Origin of the sequence: Streptomyces laculatispora, from assembly GCF_017353455.1 — a bacterium.
Taxonomy (GTDB): domain Bacteria; phylum Actinomycetota; class Actinomycetes; order Streptomycetales; family Streptomycetaceae; genus Streptomyces; species Streptomyces laculatispora.
Genome location: NZ_JAFMPZ010000512.1, coordinates 1 through 16,219, shown reverse-complemented (window position 1 = coordinate 16,219; position 16,219 = coordinate 1). Strand labels below are relative to the sequence as shown.

Here is a 16,219-nt window from a genome sequence, read left to right as displayed (position 1 = left end):
TACGCCACCGCCTCCAGGCCGCGGTCCTGGGCGTGCGGGCCACCGGCCTGGAACGCCATCATGAAGGCCTGTCCGCTGGTGTGCATCACCGCGTGGCCGAACTCATGGGTGCGGGCGCTGATCCGGGCCAGGATCTCCAGGCAGACCAGGGCCCTGGTCTCGGGCCCCGCCTCGCGCCAGGCCGGCATCCCCGCGCGCATCGCCGGAATCAGGACATCCGGATCGGCGTGCGGGTACTCGACGCCGAGCTCCGGTCCGTACGGGGAGAGCTCCCCGCCCGTCCACCCGTCGGTGCCCGGCTGGCCGAGGTCGATCCGGGTGTTCAGCACGGCGTCGAAGGCGGCCTTGCCCTCGGCGGCGCCCAGGCTGCCGGGGGAGCCGCCCTCGCCGTACGCCTTCGGGTGCTCGGGGTGCGGGGACCAGTAGGCACGCGAGCGGATCGCGTCGAGGGCCCGGTCGAGCGTGGGGCGGTGCTTCTCGGTCAGCTGGTGCGGGGAGAGCTCGGCGGCCATGACGGACCAACTCCTCATCGAGCTGGGCAGGGACGGGCGGACAGAGTTAGAGTAACCGAACGATCGGTCGGGACAAGGGGCCCCACGAAACCTGTGGACAACTCGTAGGGGAGGATCGCTGGCATGACCACGGCCAAGCGGGACACGTACACCCCGGAGACTCTGCTCACCGTCGCTGTCCGTGTCTTCAACGAGCGCGGTTACGACGGCACGTCCATGGAGCACCTCTCGAAGGCGGCGGGGATCTCCAAGTCGTCCATCTACCACCATGTGGCCGGCAAGGAAGAACTGCTGCGGCGAGCGGTCAGCCGGGCGCTGGACGGGCTCTTCGGAATCCTCGACGAAGCGGGTGCGACGCGCGGTCGCGCGATCGGACGGGTCGAGTACGTCACCCGTCGCACCGTCGAGGTGCTGATAGCCGAACTGCCCTACGTCACGCTGCTGCTGCGGGTGCGGGGCAACACGAAGACCGAGCGCTGGGCGCTGGAGCGGCGGCGCGAGTTCGACCAGCGGGTGGGCGATCTGCTCAAGGCCGCGGTCGCGGACGGCGACCTCCGCTCCGACGTGGACATACGCCTGGCGACCCGGCTGCTTTTCGGCATGGTCAACTCCCTGGTGGAGTGGTACCGGCCGTTGCCGGACGGCGGCGCGGAGCGGGACCAGCTCGCGGACACCGTCGTACAGCTGGCCTTCGACGGCATGAAGTCCAGCCGCTGAGTCGTCGCTGAGCCGCTGGGCCCACGGCTTCGTCCTGTCTCGCCTCAGGTGAGCTCCGTGGGGCGGTCGGGGCCCGGGGCCAGGTCCGTCTCCTCGAACACCAGCAGGGTGCGGGTGGAGAGCACCTCCGGGATGGACTGGATCCTGGTCAGCACCAGCTCGCGCAGTGACCGGTTGTCCCGTGTGTGCACCAGCAGCAGGACATCGAAATCGCCGCTGACCAGTGCGATGTGCGTGGCTCCCGGCAGCGCCTGGAGCTGCTCCCGAACGGTGCGCCAGGAATTCTGGACGATCTTGAGCGTGATGTAGGCGGAGGCCCCCTGCCCCGCCCGTTCATGGTTCACCCGCGCGCTGAAGCCCCGGATCACCCCGTCGTCGATGAGCCGGTTGATCCGGGCGTAGGCGTTGGCGCGCGACACATGGACGCGATCGGCCACCGACCGTATCGAGGCGCGGCCGTCCGTCTGGAGCAACCGGAGGATGGCGCGGTCGATGGCGTCGAGCGGGCGTGCCGGAGGAATCCGGCCGGGGTCCTCGCCCCCGTCGGCCATTTGTTCAGCTGCCATGTTCCCGCGCCTCCCTGTCCTGGACGAGCTGTCCCCATCCCAGGCTGTGGAGAACCGTTTGTCCACAGGCTGACGGTGCCTGTAGCCAAAATGCGCTCGCGACCGAACAATCGGTAGGTGAGGCGCACCACATGCGTGCCTCACGCAGTCATTGATATTTCGACATATTTCGACACCCCTCGATGTCGGGGCACCCCCGACGTCGACAGTTGCCGCTCGATACCCCTCGATGCCAGGAGGTGCTTGTCATGACGGTCCAAGAGCTGCCCGGCGCGGCCGCCTACCGGCCCACGCCGCCCCCGGCGTGGAAGCCGCTCACCGACCCGGCGCCGCTGCTCCCGGACCCCGAGCCGTACCGCGTGCTCGGTACGGACGCCGCGGCCGACGCAGACCCGGAGCTGCTGCTGCGGCTCTACGCCGAGCTGGTGCGCGGCCGGCGCTACAACACCCAGGCGACCGCCCTCACCAAGCAGGGCCGGCTCGCCGTCTATCCGTCGAGCACGGGGCAGGAGGCCTGCGAGATCGCGGCCGCCCTGGTGCTGGAGGAGCGGGACTGGCTCTTCCCCAGCTACCGCGACACGCTCGCGGCCGTGGCGCGGGGGCTGGACCCGGTCGAGGCGCTGACCCTGCTGCGGGGCGACCGGCACACCGGCTACGACCCGCGCGAGCACCGCATCGCCCCGCTCTGCACCCCCCTCGCCACCCAGCTGCCCCATGCCGTGGGCCTGGCGCACGCGGCGCGGCTCAAGGGGGATGACGTGGTCGCGCTCGCCATGGTCGGCGACGGCGGCACCAGCGAGGGCGATTTCCACGAGGCGCTCAATTTCGCGGCCGTCTGGAAGGCCCCGGTCGTCTTCCTTGTGCAGAACAACGGCTTCGCCATCTCCGTACCGCTGGCCAAGCAGACCGCGGCACCCTCCCTGGCGCACAAGGCCGTGGGGTACGGGATGCCGGGCCGGCTGGTCGACGGCAACGACGCGGCGGCGGTGCACCAGGTCCTCTCCGAGGCGGTCGAGCGGGCCAGGAGCGGCGGCGGCCCGACGCTCGTGGAGGCCATCACCTACCGCATGGACGCGCATACGAACGCCGATGACGCGACCCGCTACCGCGGCGACAGCGAGGTCGAGGCGTGGCGGGCGCACGATCCGGTCCAGCTCATGGAGCGGGAGCTGACCGGGCGCGGGCTGCTCGGAGCCGACGGCATCGAGGAGGCACGCACGGCCGCCGAGCGGATGGCGGCCGGACTGCGCGAGCGGATGAACGCGGATCCGGTGCTCGACCCGATGGATCTCTTCACCCATGTGTACGCGGAGCAGACCACCCAGCTGCGTGAGCAGGCGGCCCGCCTGCGCGTCGAGCTGGACGCGGAGAACGAGCAGCACGGCACGGACGACGGGGGAGCAGGGCGATGACCACCGCAGCGGCCACGGCCGGAGAGCGGACGGCGAAGGCCAAACCCGCCACCATGGCGCAGGCCCTCGGGCGTGCGCTGCGCGACTCGATGGCGCAGGACCCCTCCGTGCACGTCCTCGGGGAGGACGTCGGGACGCTCGGCGGCGTCTTCCGGATCACCGACGGCCTGGCGAAGGAGTTCGGCGAGGACCGTTGCACGGACACCCCGCTGGCCGAGGCCGGCATCCTCGGGGCGGCCGTCGGCATGGCGATGTACGGGCTGCGGCCCGTCGTCGAGATGCAGTTCGACGCCTTCGCCTTTCCGGCGTTCGAGCAGCTCATCAGCCATGTCGCCAAGATGCGGAACCGGACCGCGGGCGCCATGCCGCTGCCGATCACGGTCCGGGTGCCGTACGGCGGCGGAATCGGCGGCGTCGAGCACCACAGCGACTCCTCGGAGGCGTACTACATGGCGACTCCTGGTCTCCACGTCGTCACGCCCGCCACCGTCGATGACGCCTACGGGCTGCTGAGGGCCTCGATCGCCTCCGACGATCCGGTGGTCTTCCTGGAGCCCAAGCGGCTCTACTGGTCGAAGGCGGACTGGTCGCCGCAGGCGCCCGCCGCCGTGGAGCCCATCGGGCGGGCCGTCGTGCGCCGGCCCGGACGCAGCGCGACCCTGATCACGTACGGGCCGTCCCTGCCCGTCTGCATGGAGGCCGCGCAGGCCGCGGTCGAGGAGGGCTGGGACCTCGAAGTCGTCGATCTGCGCTCGCTGGTGCCGTTCGACGACGAGACGGTGGCCGCCTCCGTGCGGCGCACCGGCCGTGCGGTCGTCGTCCACGAGTCCACCGGCTTCGGCGGTCCGGGCGGCGAGATCGCGGCCCGGATCACCGAGCGCTGCTTCCACCACCTGGAGGCGCCGGTGCTGCGCGTCGCCGGTTTCGACATCCCGTATCCGCCGCCGATGCAGGAGCGACACCACCTGCCGGGCGTGGACCGGGTGCTCGACGCCGTCGCGCGACTGCAGTGGGAGGCGGAGCACTGATGCCGCAGGTACTCGAATTCAAGCTTCCGGATCTCGGTGAGGGACTGACCGAGGCCGAGATCGTGCGCTGGCTGGTGGAGGTCGGCGATGTCGTCGCCATCGATCAGCCGGTCGTCGAGGTCGAGACGGCCAAGGCGATGGTGGAGGTGCCGTGCCCGTACGGGGGCGTGGTGACCGCGCGGTTCGGCGAGGAGGGTACGGAACTGCCGGTCGGGGCACCATTGCTGACGGTCGCGGTCGGATCCGTGGAGCCGTCGGGGAGTACGGCGGAATCCGGGTCCGGTACGGGGGCCGCCGGGGCGGAACCGTCCGGGTCCGGCAATGTGCTGGTGGGGTACGGAACCGGGGCGCCGCCGGTGCGCCGCAAGCGGGTACGGCCGGAGGGACTCTCGGCGCCCGCCGCCGCCCCTGTCGCCCCCGCCACTTCTGCGGCTCAGGCTGTTCCGGTTGCTTCCGTTGCTCCGGTGCCCGCTGCGGTCGTGGCTTCCGCCGCCGTTCCGGACGGGGCACGGGGGCCGGTCGCCGTCGTCTCCCCGCTGGTGCGCAAGCTCGCGCGGCAGCACGACCTCGATCTGCGCCAGCTCTCGGGCTCAGGGCCCGACGGGCTGATCCTGCGGGCCGACGTGGAGTCCGCGATCCGGTCGGTCACCGCGACCCCGCAGGAGGCCGCGGTGACCGACCAGGCATCGGCACGTCCAGGCGGTGAACGGGTTCCGCTGCGCGGGGTACGGGGTGCGGTCGCCGACAAGCTGGCGCGCAGCCGGCGCGAGATCCCCGACGCCACCTGCTGGGTGGACGCGGATGCCACCGAGCTGATGGCGGCGAGGGCGGCGATGAACGCCGCCGTTGGTCCCGGTGCCGGGCCCAAGGTGTCGGTGCTCGCCCTGCTCGCCCGTATCTGCGCAGCCGCTCTGGCCCGGTACCCCGAACTCAACTCCACGGTGGACCAGGAAGCACGGGAGATCGTGCGGCTGTCCGCTGTCCACCTCGGGTTCGCGGCCCAGACCGAGCGGGGGCTGGTCGTCCCGGTCGTACGGGATGCGCAGGCGCGCAGCACGGAGTCGATCGGGGCCGAGATCACCCGGCTCACGGAGGCCGCCAGGACGGGAACGCTGAAGCCGGCTGAGCTGACCGGTGGCACGTTCACGCTCAACAACTACGGGGTGTTCGGGGTGGACGGCTCGACCCCGATCATCAACCACCCCGAGGCGGCGATGCTCGGTGTCGGCCGTATCGTCCCCAAGCCGTGGGTGCACGAGGGCGAGCTGGCCGTGCGGCGGGTCGTCCAGCTCTCGCTGACCTTCGACCACCGGGTCTGCGACGGCGGCACGGCGGGAGGCTTCCTGCGCTACGTGGCCGACTGCGTGGAACAGCCGGCGGTGCTCCTGCGGGCACTGTAGGCACCGCCGCCGGCATTCCCGCCTCTCCCGGTTCTCCCTGTTCCGTTCCGCGTTGATCCACGGGATCGCGGACGGGGAGGACCCACCGGGCCGGGCGGCCCGCATACTCGGGGCATGACCGCGTATGACGCCATCGTTCTCGCCGGAGGTGCCGCGAGGCGGCTCGGCGGTGCCGACAAGCCGGGGCTCCGGATCGGTGGCCGTGCGCTGCTCGACCGGGTGCTCGCGGCCTGTGGCGACGCCGGGACCACGGTGGTGGTGGGGGGCAGACGGCCCACGGTGCGCCCCGTGACGTGGGCGCGCGAAGAGCCGCAGGGCGGCGGTCCGTTGGCCGCGCTCGGTGCCGGGGTGCGGCACACGGCGGCGGAGCGCCTTCTGGTGCTCTCCGCCGATCTGCCGTTCCTGGGGGCGGACACGGTCGGGTCCCTGCTGGCAGCCGTCGGCCGGGACGGCCTGGAAGGCGCTGTCTGCACCGATCAGGACGGCCGTGACCAGCCGCTGGTGGCCGTCTACCGGGCGGAGCCGTTGCGCCGCGAACTGGCACTGCTCGCCGCGGAGCACGGTGGACTCGCCGGACTGCCCCTGCGGTTGCTGACGCACGAGCTGCGGCTTTCCCGGGTGGCTGCGGACCCGCTCGCCTCGTTCGACTGCGACACCTGGGAGGACATCGCTTCGGCCCGGGCCCGGATCAGAGAACATGGGACGGTGCTGGACGAATGGATCACCGCAGTCAAGAACGAACTGGCCATCGAAATCGACGTCGACACCGCCGTCCTGCTCGACCTCGCCCGTGACGCCGCCCACGGTGTCGCCAGGCCCGCCGCACCCCTGACGACCTTCCTGGTCGGGTACGCGGCGGCAAAGGCGAGCAGCGACGGGGGCGGGCCCGAGGCAGTGGCAGAGGCCGCCCGTAAGGCCGCCGCGCTCGCTCTCCGCTGGGCGGACGAGACCGGGACGCCATGACGGGTCGCAGCGGCAGTACCGGGCGGCCCCCGGCTGCCGCGCAGAGCCCGGCCGAGGGGAAGGGCCCGGCCGGGGCGAAGGACCTGGCTGACGCGGAGGGCGCCGCCGAGTCCGTTGAGTCCTTGGACTCCGCCGACTCCGCCGACTCCGCCGACTCCGCCGACGCCGAAGCGCGACGCGCGGCGAAGGCCGAGGCCGAGGCCGACGAGGAGCGGGCCGTCGCGCAGGCCCTTGCGCTGGTCGGCCGACAGCCGTACCGCGGCCCGGGTACTGGACCCGAACCTGTTAACGGCTTCGGCCCCGGTCCCGGCCCCGACCGGTCGCCGGACCGGACGTCGCCGGCGGACCCGCCGCAGCCCGACCCCAGGGGCCCCGGAGACCTTGCCAGTCCCACCGGCTCCACCGGCTCCCCGCGAAACGCCGACCGGGCCTCCGGCCGTGCCACCGAGGGCGAACGCCGTCCCGCCGCGCAGGCCCGGCGGCGTACCCACGCCACCGCATGGGGCGAGGCGCGTGCTGTCGCGGCCCGCGCCGGGCGCGGGGTCCCTCCCCGCACCGGACGCCTCCCCCTCGACCACGCGCTCGGACACGTGCTGGCCGAGCCGCTCGCCGCGCTCACCGATCTCCCGTCCTTCGACACCTCCGCCATGGACGGCTGGGCCGTCGCGGGCCCGGGGCCATGGCACATCCGGGAGAACGAGGGCGTCCTCGCGGGCCACGCCGCCCCCGCCCCGCTCCCCGACGGTGACGCCGTGCGCATTGCCACCGGAGCCCGTATCCCGGCGGACGCCACCGCCGTCATCCGGAGCGAGCACGCTCACGCCGACGGTGCGAAGGGACTGTTGCACGCGCAGCGACAGGTGAATCCCGGGCAGGACATCAGGCCGCGCGGACAGGAGTGCCGCTCCGGAGAGCAACTCCTCCCCGCCGGAACGCTGGTGACGCCCGCCGTTCTCGGGCTGGCCGCTGCCGCCGGGTACGACGAACTGCTCACCCGCCCCCGGCCGCGCGTCGACGTCCTGGTCCTGGGCGACGAACTGCTGACGGCCGGGCTGCCGCACGACGGGCTGATCCGTGACGCACTCGGCCCGATGATCGGCCCCTGGCTGCGCGCGCTGGGTGCCGAGGTCTCCGCGCCCCGCCGCCTCGGAGACGACGCGGAAGCCCTCCGGAAGGCGCTCGTCGCCTCCGACGCGGATCTGGTCGTCACCACCGGCGGCACTGCTGCGGGACCGGTCGACCATGTGCACCCCGTGCTCGCCGATCTGGGGGCCGAGCTGCTCGTCGACGGTGTCGCCGTCCGCCCCGGTCACCCCATGCTGCTGGCCCGGCTCCGTGCCGGAGGGCCGTATCTCGTCGGGCTGCCCGGCAACCCCCTGGCCGCCGTGTCCGGGCTGCTCACGCTTGCCGAGCCACTGCTCAGCGGGCTGGCGGGCCGGACTTCGCAGGACCCCTACCGCGTCGCGGTCCGTGACGCGGTGCACGGCCACCCGCACGACACCCGGCTGGTCCCCGTGGTCCATCGCACCGAAGGCACCCGCGAGTTCACCCACCGTGCCGGAACCGGAACCCGCGCCGGAACCGGAACCGGAACCGGAACCGGAACCCGCGCCGGAACCGGAACCGGCGCCGGAATCGATCACGTCGTACCCCTGCATTACAACGGTCCAGCCATGCTGCGCGGGATCGCTGCCGCGGACGGGCTGGCCGTCGTGGAGCCGGGCGGGGTACGGTCCGGCACCGAGGTGGAGATCCTCGATCTACCGTGGGCCCCGGCGACGCCGTGGACTGAAGGGTGTTTCACGTGAAACTTCCCGGCCATGACGCGATGGCCAGGCGCGCCGATGAGCATGTCGTACCCACCCGGGTGATGCTCCCGCGCCGGGTCGTCGACGGACCGGCACGACAGGTCGCCAAGCGGCTGATGATGGCCCTGATGGTGCTGGCCGCCACGGTGCTCATCGTCTGGGCCGACCGCGGCGGCTACCATGACGCGGCCGACGACAAGGTCGACCTCCTGGACGCGGTCTACTACGCGACGGTCACCCTCTCGACCACCGGGTACGGCGACATCACCCCGTACAGCGACGGCGCCCGGCTCACCAATGTGGTGCTCGTGACACCGCTGCGCGTGCTCTTCCTCATCATCCTGGTCGGCACCACCCTTGAGGTCCTCACGGAGCGGACCCGCGAGGACTTCCGGCTGAAGCGTTGGAGAACCAACTTGCGTGACCACACCGTTGTCGTCGGCTTCGGCACGAAGGGCCGTTCGGCCATCCAGACCCTCTGTGCCACCGGCCTGAAGAAAGATCAGATCGTCATCGTCGACCCGGCGTCCAAGGTGATAGAGATCGCCAACGCCGAGGGGTACACCGGAGTGCTCGGTGATGCGACGCGCAGTGATGTGCTGCTGCGGGCCGAGCTGCAGAAGGCGCGTCAGATCATCATCGCCACCCAGCGCGACGACACGGCGGTACTGGTCGCGCTGACCGCGCGCCAGCTCAACCGCAGTGCGAAGATCGTCGCCGCGGTGCGCGAGGAGGAGAACGCCCCGCTGCTGCGGCAGTCCGGTGCCGATGCCGTGATCACCAGTGCCAGCGCGGCCGGCCGGCTGCTCGGCCTCTCCGTGCTCAGCCCCAGCGCGGGCACGGTGATGGAGGACCTGATCCAGCAGGGCAGCGGGCTCGATCTGGTCGAACGGCCGGTGATAAAGGCCGAGGTGGGCAAGAACGTCCGGGAGACCGACGATCTCGTGGTCAGCGTTCTGCGCGGTCACCGGCTGCTCGGTTACGACGATCCGGTGGCCAGCCCCCTCCAGCTGACGGACCGGCTGATCACCATCGTGCGGGTCACGAACGAACCGCCCATCAACCACACCCCGCCGACGGCCCCGCGCCCCTGACCCGAACCCGGCCGGCCGCCCCGCAGACCCGTCCGGCCGCGCCTCGCGGCGGTCGTCGGCACGGTACGGAGTAGCCTCGCGGCCATGCATGCGATCACGATCCCCGAACCCGGTGGCCCCGAGGCGCTCGTGTGGGCCGAGGTGCCCGATCCCGTACCCGGTGAGGGCGAGGTCCTCGTCGACGTCGTCTCCAGCGCGGTCAACCGTGCGGATGTGCTCCAGCGGCAGGGGTTCTACAACCCGCCGCCCGGCGCCTCCCCCTACCCGGGTCTGGAGTGCGCGGGCCGGATCTCCGCCATCGGTCCCGGCGTCACCGGCTGGTCGGTCGGCGACGAGGTGTGTGCGCTGCTGGCCGGCGGCGGTTACGCGGAGAAGGTCGCCGTCCCCGCCGGGCAACTGCTCCCCGTACCGGCCGGACTGGACCTCGTCCTCGCCGCGGCGCTGCCCGAAGTGACCGCGACCGTCTGGTCCAACGTGTTCATGGTGGCCCATCTGCGGCCCACCGAGACACTGCTGGTGCACGGCGGGTCCAGCGGCATCGGCACGATGGCGATCCAGCTCGCCAAGGCGGTCGGCGCCCGGGTCGCGGTGACCGCGGGCGGGCCCGGGAAGCTGGCGCGCTGCGCCGAGCTCGGTGCCGACATCCTGATCGACTACCGGGAACAGGACTTCGTCGAGGAGCTCGGCAAGGCGACGGACGGGGCGGGTGCCGACGTCATCCTCGACATCATCGGTGCTAAGTACCTGGACCGGAACGTGCAGGCGCTCGCCGTCAACGGCCGGCTCGCGATCATCGGTCTCCAGGGTGGGGCCAAGGGCGAACTCAACCTGGGCGCCCTGCTGAGCAAGCGGGCCGCGGTCACCGCGACCTCGCTGCGCGGGCGTCCGCTCGCCGAGAAGTCCGCGATCGTCGCGGCCGTACGCGAGCACGTCTGGCCGCTCATCGCCGACGGCGTCGTGCGGCCGGTGGTGGACCGTACGCTGCCGATGCAGGACGCGGCCGAAGCGCACCGGGTGATGGAGTCCAGCACGCACATCGGCAAGGTGCTGCTCCGGTCGCCCGCAGCGGCCTGAGCCGAGCATGGCCCACTTCCTGAATCACCGGCTCCATAACGCCCCTACCCGAAGGGCCCGGCACACGAAGATCGTGTGCCGGGCCCTTCGGGTATGACCGATCGGTACGGGTACGCGTGCGGGGTTACAGGTACGGGCCTGAGCGGATCGCCCCGTGCGGGTCGCCGCCGCCTTCCTCCTCCTCGTGGCCAGTGCCCGGGGGCAGGGCGCGGCGCATCTGCTCCAGCTGTGCGCGGGCCGCCATCTGCTGGGCGAACAGCGCCGTCTGGATGCCGTGGAAGAGGCCCTCCAGCCAGCCCACCAACTGGGCCTGCGCGATCCGGAGTTCCGCCTCGGAGGGAACCGACTCCTCGTTGAACGGCAGCGAGAGCCGCTCCAGCTCCTCCACCAGCTCCGGCGCGAGGCCGTCCTCCAGCTCCTTGACCGAGCTGGCGTGGATCTCCTTGAGGCGCACGCGGCTCGCCTCGTCGAGGGGCGCCGCCCTGACCTCCTCCAGGAGCTGCTTGATCATGCTGCCGATGCGCATGACCTTCGCGGGCTGCTCGACCATCTCCGTCACCGGGATCTCGCGCGACTCGTCGTCAGTGCCACCGCCGCCGATCGCCATTCCGTCCTGTCCCACCACGAGGACTTGGGGGTGCTCCTGCGACCGTTCATTCCTCGGCATCTCCATGTCGACCATTGTCTCGCACACCTGCCGTACAACACCGTGGTGCCCCCGGAAACGTGTGATCCACCTTTTCCGAGGGCACCGGAACAACTCCGAAGCAGCCGGTCAGCCCGCTGTCGGGGCCTCCCGCCCAGTCATCCGGCGCGCCGTGACAGCGCCAGCCGGGAGCGGGTGAACACCGCTGCCAGCACCCCGGCCAGCAGCGGGACGACCACGGCCAGCAGCCCGATGGTCGCCCAGGGCAGCACGATCGGGGTGTACGCGGATTCCATGGGGTCCAGCCGCATCGCCCGCATCGCGTTGCGCAGGTCGATCAGGCGCAGCGCCACCGCGGGCACCAGCCCCGCGGCCGTGCCGAGCAGCACCCCGGTGAGCGCCACCACCAGGCACTGGAACCCGGAAAGGGTCCGCCGCACCCCCGGGGGCGCGCCCACCGCGCTGAGCGTGGTGAGGTCGGCCTCGGCGTCGGCCTTGGACAGCCCGGTCGTGATCGCGGCCGCACCCAGGGTCACCACACCGGCGAACAGCGTCAGCACCAGCAGCATGATGTTGTCGCGGCCGGACGAACCGTCGCCGGACTGCACATAGACGCCGCCGCCCGCCTGGGCGATCGCGGCCTCGGTCCGCTGTGTATCGGCGTCCGACGGCCGGTGGGGGACGGCGTACACGCTGCCGTACACCGCGGTGTGCAGGCCGATCCGCTGTGCGGTCTTCTCCGGCATGATCATGCGGATTCCGGGGGTCTCGGCGTACTTCGCGGCCGCGACGTACACCTTCATCCGGTCCGTCGTCCTCTTCGCCGGTCCCGGGTGGTCGGCGCGGTTCTTCTTGTCCTTGGGGCTGTAGCGGTGGACGGCCTTGACCGTGACCTCGCCGTCCTTCGCGAACGCCTGGTTGAGCAACACGGGGACGCCCGCATCCAGTGCCCTCGCGGCGGCCGGGTCGTCGAGCTTCACATAGGTCCTCAGCAGCGTGGCGTCACCCACGACGATGTTGCTTCCGTCGCTGCCGAACGTGTTCATGCTGTATTGCTCGTCCATGCACGCGGGGGAGTGCATCATGCTGCGGTGTTCCTCGGCGGTCAGCCGCTCGGCGAGCGCCTTGGCGCCCTTGGAGTTGAGGGGGCAGTCGTGCCCCTTGCCGGTGGGCTTGACCAGTTCGAGCGAGCCGCAGCCGTTCTCCTCGTAGTAGATGTTGCAGTCGCTGCCCGCCCAGACGCGGGAGATCTCGGCGGGCCGGCCGGTGGGCGACATGTTCCGCTCCACCGCCGCCCGGGCCAGCGGGAGTCGCTCGGTGGCCTTGGCGTCCATGGTGGAGAGCACGACCGCCTTCTCGCTGAGCATCGGCGTGTACTCGTAGTCCCACTCGGCGGTGGAGCTGGACATGTACGTGGCGATGGCCACCGATCCCGCGACCGCGGCCATCACCGCCGCGACCGCCGGGGCGGTCCTGCCGCGGTTGCGGGCCGCGTCGCGCAGCGCCATCCGGGGCGAGAGCGGGAGCCCGCGGCCGAGCCGGCCGAGCATTCCGACGATCACCGGGATGCAGCCGAGGAGCCCGAGTTCGGCGATCACCGAGCCGGCGGCGACCTTGCCGGAGCTGCCGGTGGTGCCGCCGAGGACGGCGATCGCGATGCCGAGGGCCAGGGCGCAGGCGCCCACGATCGGCAGGACCCGGGAGCTGCGACGGACCCCGCGGTGACCGGTGAGCGACTCCAGCACGGACTGCCGGCTCGCCACGATTGCCGGGGCGAAGGCCGCCAGCAGCCCGGTGACCAGTCCGATCACGGCGATGGCCAGCAGTTCCTTCGGATGCAGGGCGAGCGAGCCGAAGCGGTGTCCGGCCTGGTCCTCGATCAGCGGCCGGAACACCATGGTCAGCACCAGCCCGGTCACCACCCCGACGACGGCTCCGGCGCCGCCGAGCACCAGACCTCCGGAGAGGACCACCGCCCGTACATGGCGCCGGTCCCCGCCGCACGTGCCGACGAGACCGAGCTGACGGCGTGAGCGGCGCGCACCGACGGCGAAGGCCGGTCCGGCGAGCAGCACGATCTCCAGGACCGCCATGGCGACGACCGTGATGAGGGCCGCGCTCAGCTCACCGGAGGTGCCGACCGTGGGGGAGCGGCCCAGCGTGCGGATGAGGGGGACCTCGGAGTCCGGCGGCGGGTCGAGCACGACCTGGCGGGAGACGACGAGGGCGCCCTTCTTGTTGGCCGCCATCACGTCGGGCCAGGTGACGCCCTTTCCGCTGTTCGCCGTCACCAGCCAGGTAAGAGGACTGGCGTTCGGCGGCAGCACCTTCTTGTCGTGGGCGGCGACGGTCCTCCAGGGGGCGATGACCGCGCCCGGATCGGCGTACAGCGCCTTGACCTTCAGGTTGTCCGGCTGTTCGACCGCGCCGGTGATGGTGTACTTCTGCTCCGGCCCGCGCACGGTGATGTGGGAACCGACGTGCAGCCCGGCCGACTTCAGGAACGACTCGGTGGCGACCATGTCGCCGGTGCCCTTCGGGAACGAGCCGTCGACGAGGTCGAGCTTGCCGCGCGCCATCCGGTCCGAGGTCCGGAACTCGAGGATGTCGACGTCCGCGATGCCGTACCCGGTGGTGACGCTCGCGGGCACGGACTGGCTGCTGATGCCCCGCGCACCCTGCGGGAACGCCGTCCGCAGGTCGAGTGGCGGGGCGTCCTCGGACGGCGGGGTGTCGCTGACGTTGCCGTAGTTGTCCCCGGTGACCGACTGATCCATCGGACCGGAACCGGGGTCGCTGAACAGCGCGTCGGCCGAACCCATCTCAGCCGTCAGCTTCTCGGCAGTGGTGGGCTCCACACTGCGGTACGTCACGTCGAGTGCGGTGACGCCGAGCACGGGGATGGCGATCATCGCGACCACCAGCGCGCTGCGGCCCTTGGCGCGCAGGGCGTCGCGCCGGGCTATCCGGAGGGCGGCGCGCCACCCCGTGAAGACGCTCACTCGGAGCCCCCGGCGGCGAGCAGCGAGTCCGCCCCGGCGCTCAGCGTCTGGTCGACGATCGAGCCGTCCCGCAGGAAGACGACCCGGTCCGCCCAGGCGGCGTACCGCGGTTCGTGCGTCACCATCACACCGGCCGCGCCCTGGTCGCAGCGGTTGCGCAGCAGGGCGAGGACGGCCTCGCCGGTCTCGGAGTCGAGTGCCCCGGTCGGCTCGTCGGCGAGCACCAGGCGCCGGTCCCCCACCAGCGCACGGGCTATCGCGACGCGTTGCTGCTGGCCGCCGGACATCTCGTCCGGGAAGCGGTCGCCGATCTCCAGGAGGTTCATCTCCTCCAGCGCGGCACGGGCCTCCTTGCGCGCCTTGCGCACCGGGATGCCGTCGAGCTCGCGCGGCAGGGCGATGTTCTCGGCGGCGGTCAGGGCGGGGATCAGGTTGTAGTCCTGGAAGACGTAGCCGACGCTGCGGCGGCGCAGCGCGGCCACGCCCTTGCGGCCGAGCGCGGAGATGTCCTGGCCCTCGATGACGACCTGGCCCGCGGTCGCGGTGTCGAGGCCGCCGGCGATCGTCAGCAGGGTGGACTTGCCGGAGCCGGAGGGTCCCATCACGGCGACGAGCTCACCGGCGTGCACCGACAGGTCGATGCCGCGCAGGGCGTGCACCTCGGCGATGCCGGTGCCGTGGGTACGGGTGAGCGAACGGAGTTCGAGCACCGGCGCATCCACCGACAGGGGCGGGGCGGCTGGGGACGGGGCGTGCAGTGACATGACGGGTTGTTCCCCCTCGGAACGGTTCTGTGGTCGGTGTCCGGCGGCCGGACGAGCCGCCGGGGCCGTGGCTCAGCGGTGTGGGGCCGCCGTGGCTCAGCGGCGTGCGCGGGCCCGTGCGGTGCGTGCGAGGCCGGGCGCGGGCGTGCTGGTCTCCGGCTCCGTGGCGGCGGCCTCGGCGAGACGGACCAGCCGGGCCTCGCAGTGGTCCAGCCAGCGGGCCTCGGCCTCGGCCTGGAAGATCAGCTGTTCCAGTACCAGCAGCCAGGCGACCTCGTCGCGGTTGGCGGGCACGTCGCTGAGGGCCTGCGCCTTGAGGCGGGTGTAGTCCTGCATCGCCTTCACGGTGTGGTGGCGCTGGGACTGGATGACGGCCCGGATGTCCACGCCGGGTGCGCCGACGGCCATGGCGAGCTTGATGGCCAGCTCGTCGCGGGGCGGATTGCTGCGGTCGACGGGGGTCTCGAACCAGCTGCGCAGCTCGGTTCGCCCGGCGTCGCTGATCGAGTACAGGGAGTGCCCCTGGTCGTCCTCGCCGTCCTGGGCGATCAGGCCGTCACGCTCCAGCCGGCTGAGTGTCGTGTACACCTGTCCGACGTTGAGCGGCCAGGTGGAGCCGGTGCGGGACTCGAATTCGGTGCGGAGCTGGGAGCCGTAGCGCGGCCCCCGTTCCAGTAGGGCGAGTAGCCCGTGGCGGATCGACATACTGAGTATGTATACCGAGTATGTCGATGGGTGCAAGTCCGTGACCTGGTGCGAAGGGGCTGGGGCGGTCCGCGTGCGGCAATCAGCCGGTGCGGCGCATGCGCAGCGCGAGGAAGCCGAGCCCCAGCCCGACCAGGGAGATTCCCACGCCGAGGGACATCTCCTTGACCTGTCGTACGGCCGCTCCGCCGAGGGCCTGCCGCGAGCGTCGGCCGGTCTCGGGCGATGTGCTCGGGTCAGGGGTGACGGCCGGTACCGCGGCGGGGTCCGTCGTGGCGGACTCCTTCTCCTCCTCCGCCGATTCGGCGGCGTCGTCCGCCTGGGCGGTCTCCTGGGGTGTCAGCTGCCGTCCGGGGCGCTGTCGCCCCTCCCCGGCGAGCCGCCCCGCCAACGGCGACTGCTCGTCCTGCGGCCGCGGTGACCCGGCGCTCGGCGAGGGCGATCCGGAGGCGCCGGACAGGGGGCCCGAGGGCGCGGACGGCAGGGGTGCGGGCGGTGCGGGCGCGGCCGGGGGGCCCGCGGACGCGC

The 16,219-nt window shown here is 72.0% G+C and carries 14 protein-coding genes and 1 pseudogene; 8 read left to right on the top strand and 7 right to left on the bottom strand.

Annotated features, from left to right (window positions below; translation table 11 throughout):
* Nucleotides 1–512, bottom strand: a pseudogene (locus J1C73_RS26875) (phenylacetic acid degradation protein PaaN); the annotation flags it as partial.
* A 123-nt stretch (nt 513–635) separates the two neighbouring features.
* Between J1C73_RS26875 and J1C73_RS26870 the strand changes: the two are divergent.
* Nucleotides 636–1,229: a TetR/AcrR family transcriptional regulator gene (locus tag J1C73_RS26870; protein ID WP_207318656.1), complete on the top strand. Its 594-nt coding sequence runs from the start codon at nt 636–638 to the stop codon at nt 1,227–1,229.
* A gap of 44 nt (nt 1,230–1,273) precedes the next feature.
* On the opposite strand, the gene J1C73_RS26865 is transcribed toward J1C73_RS26870, so the two are convergent.
* Entirely contained in the window at nt 1,274–1,780 is a 507-nt protein-coding gene (locus J1C73_RS26865) for an Lrp/AsnC family transcriptional regulator (protein ID WP_207318658.1), read from the bottom strand.
* 263 nt (nt 1,781–2,043) lie between these two features.
* On the opposite strand from J1C73_RS26865, the gene pdhA reads away from it, so the two are divergent.
* The 7 genes from pdhA to J1C73_RS26830 all read left to right on the top strand — a co-directional run bounded on the left by pdhA (nt 2,044) and on the right by J1C73_RS26830 (nt 10,574).
* Nucleotides 2,044–3,207: a pyruvate dehydrogenase (acetyl-transferring) E1 component subunit alpha gene (gene pdhA, locus J1C73_RS26860; protein ID WP_123460393.1), complete on the top strand. Its 1,164-nt coding sequence runs from the start codon at nt 2,044–2,046 to the stop codon at nt 3,205–3,207.
* On the top strand, nt 3,204–4,235 hold the full coding sequence (locus J1C73_RS26855) for an alpha-ketoacid dehydrogenase subunit beta (protein WP_207318655.1): 1,032 nt from the start codon (nt 3,204–3,206) through the stop codon (nt 4,233–4,235). Before pdhA ends, J1C73_RS26855 begins: the two co-directional genes overlap by 4 nt.
* On the top strand, nt 4,235–5,635 hold the full coding sequence (locus J1C73_RS26850) for a dihydrolipoamide acetyltransferase family protein (RefSeq protein ID WP_207318654.1): 1,401 nt from the start codon (nt 4,235–4,237) through the stop codon (nt 5,633–5,635). The genes J1C73_RS26855 and J1C73_RS26850 overlap by 1 nt, the downstream gene beginning before the upstream one ends.
* 114 nt (nt 5,636–5,749) lie before the next feature.
* The gene (locus J1C73_RS26845) at nt 5,750–6,598 is read left to right on the top strand and encodes an NTP transferase domain-containing protein (RefSeq protein ID WP_207318652.1); all 849 of its coding nucleotides are present in this window, start codon (nt 5,750–5,752) and stop codon (nt 6,596–6,598) included.
* Nucleotides 6,595–8,406, top strand: coding sequence for a molybdopterin molybdotransferase MoeA (locus J1C73_RS26840; RefSeq protein WP_207318650.1), 1,812 nt, complete (start codon nt 6,595–6,597; stop codon nt 8,404–8,406). The genes J1C73_RS26845 and J1C73_RS26840 overlap by 4 nt, the downstream gene beginning before the upstream one ends.
* Nucleotides 8,407–8,426: 20 nt before the next feature.
* Nucleotides 8,427–9,500, top strand: coding sequence for a potassium channel family protein (locus tag J1C73_RS26835; RefSeq protein ID WP_242644757.1), 1,074 nt, complete (start codon nt 8,427–8,429; stop codon nt 9,498–9,500).
* A gap of 84 nt (nt 9,501–9,584) precedes the next feature.
* Nucleotides 9,585–10,574, top strand: a complete 990-nt coding sequence (locus J1C73_RS26830) for an NAD(P)H-quinone oxidoreductase (RefSeq protein ID WP_207318647.1) — start codon at nt 9,585–9,587, stop codon at nt 10,572–10,574.
* Nucleotides 10,575–10,698: 124 nt separating this feature from the next.
* Here the strand turns inward: J1C73_RS26830 and J1C73_RS26825 are convergent, their stop codons facing one another.
* The 5 genes from J1C73_RS26825 to J1C73_RS26805 form a co-directional block, all read right to left on the bottom strand.
* The gene (locus tag J1C73_RS26825) at nt 10,699–11,247 is read right to left on the bottom strand and encodes a bacterial proteasome activator family protein (protein ID WP_207318646.1); all 549 of its coding nucleotides are present in this window, start codon (nt 11,245–11,247) and stop codon (nt 10,699–10,701) included.
* A gap of 131 nt (nt 11,248–11,378) precedes the next feature.
* A complete protein-coding gene (locus J1C73_RS26820; protein ID WP_207318644.1) occupies nt 11,379–14,222 on the bottom strand; it encodes an FtsX-like permease family protein in 2,844 nt (947 codons plus the stop codon).
* Nucleotides 14,219–14,986 (bottom strand): ABC transporter ATP-binding protein, encoded by a 768-nt coding sequence (locus J1C73_RS26815; protein WP_207318643.1) that lies wholly within the window; start codon nt 14,984–14,986, stop codon nt 14,219–14,221. The genes J1C73_RS26820 and J1C73_RS26815 overlap by 4 nt, the downstream gene beginning before the upstream one ends.
* A gap of 96 nt (nt 14,987–15,082) precedes the next feature.
* Complete coding sequence (locus J1C73_RS26810) at nt 15,083–15,691, bottom strand: PadR family transcriptional regulator (protein WP_207318642.1); 609 nt, start codon at nt 15,689–15,691, stop codon at nt 15,083–15,085.
* An 82-nt stretch (nt 15,692–15,773) separates the two neighbouring features.
* Nucleotides 15,774–16,219: hypothetical protein (locus J1C73_RS26805; protein ID WP_242644754.1), on the bottom strand; the 446-nt coding region annotated here is incomplete at its 5' end.

Excerpts from the sequence above, each read along its gene's own strand:
- J1C73_RS26870 (WP_207318656.1), top strand. The coding sequence starts at position 636 with ATGACCACGGCCAAGCGGGACACGTACACCCCGGAGACTCTGCTCACC.
- J1C73_RS26865 (WP_207318658.1), bottom strand. The coding sequence starts at position 1,780 with ATGGCCGACGGGGGCGAGGACCCCGGCCGGATTCCTCCGGCACGCCCG.
- pdhA (WP_123460393.1), top strand. The coding sequence starts at position 2,044 with ATGACGGTCCAAGAGCTGCCCGGCGCGGCCGCCTACCGGCCCACGCCG.
- J1C73_RS26855 (WP_207318655.1), top strand. The coding sequence starts at position 3,204 with ATGACCACCGCAGCGGCCACGGCCGGAGAGCGGACGGCGAAGGCCAAA.
- J1C73_RS26850 (WP_207318654.1), top strand. The coding sequence starts at position 4,235 with ATGCCGCAGGTACTCGAATTCAAGCTTCCGGATCTCGGTGAGGGACTG.
- J1C73_RS26845 (WP_207318652.1), top strand. The coding sequence starts at position 5,750 with ATGACCGCGTATGACGCCATCGTTCTCGCCGGAGGTGCCGCGAGGCGG.
- J1C73_RS26840 (WP_207318650.1), top strand. The coding sequence starts at position 6,595 with ATGACGGGTCGCAGCGGCAGTACCGGGCGGCCCCCGGCTGCCGCGCAG.
- J1C73_RS26835 (WP_242644757.1), top strand. The coding sequence starts at position 8,427 with ATGGCCAGGCGCGCCGATGAGCATGTCGTACCCACCCGGGTGATGCTC.
- J1C73_RS26830 (WP_207318647.1), top strand. The coding sequence starts at position 9,585 with ATGCATGCGATCACGATCCCCGAACCCGGTGGCCCCGAGGCGCTCGTG.
- J1C73_RS26825 (WP_207318646.1), bottom strand. The coding sequence starts at position 11,247 with ATGGAGATGCCGAGGAATGAACGGTCGCAGGAGCACCCCCAAGTCCTC.
- J1C73_RS26815 (WP_207318643.1), bottom strand. The coding sequence starts at position 14,986 with ATGTCACTGCACGCCCCGTCCCCAGCCGCCCCGCCCCTGTCGGTGGAT.
- J1C73_RS26810 (WP_207318642.1), bottom strand. The coding sequence starts at position 15,691 with ATGTCGATCCGCCACGGGCTACTCGCCCTACTGGAACGGGGGCCGCGC.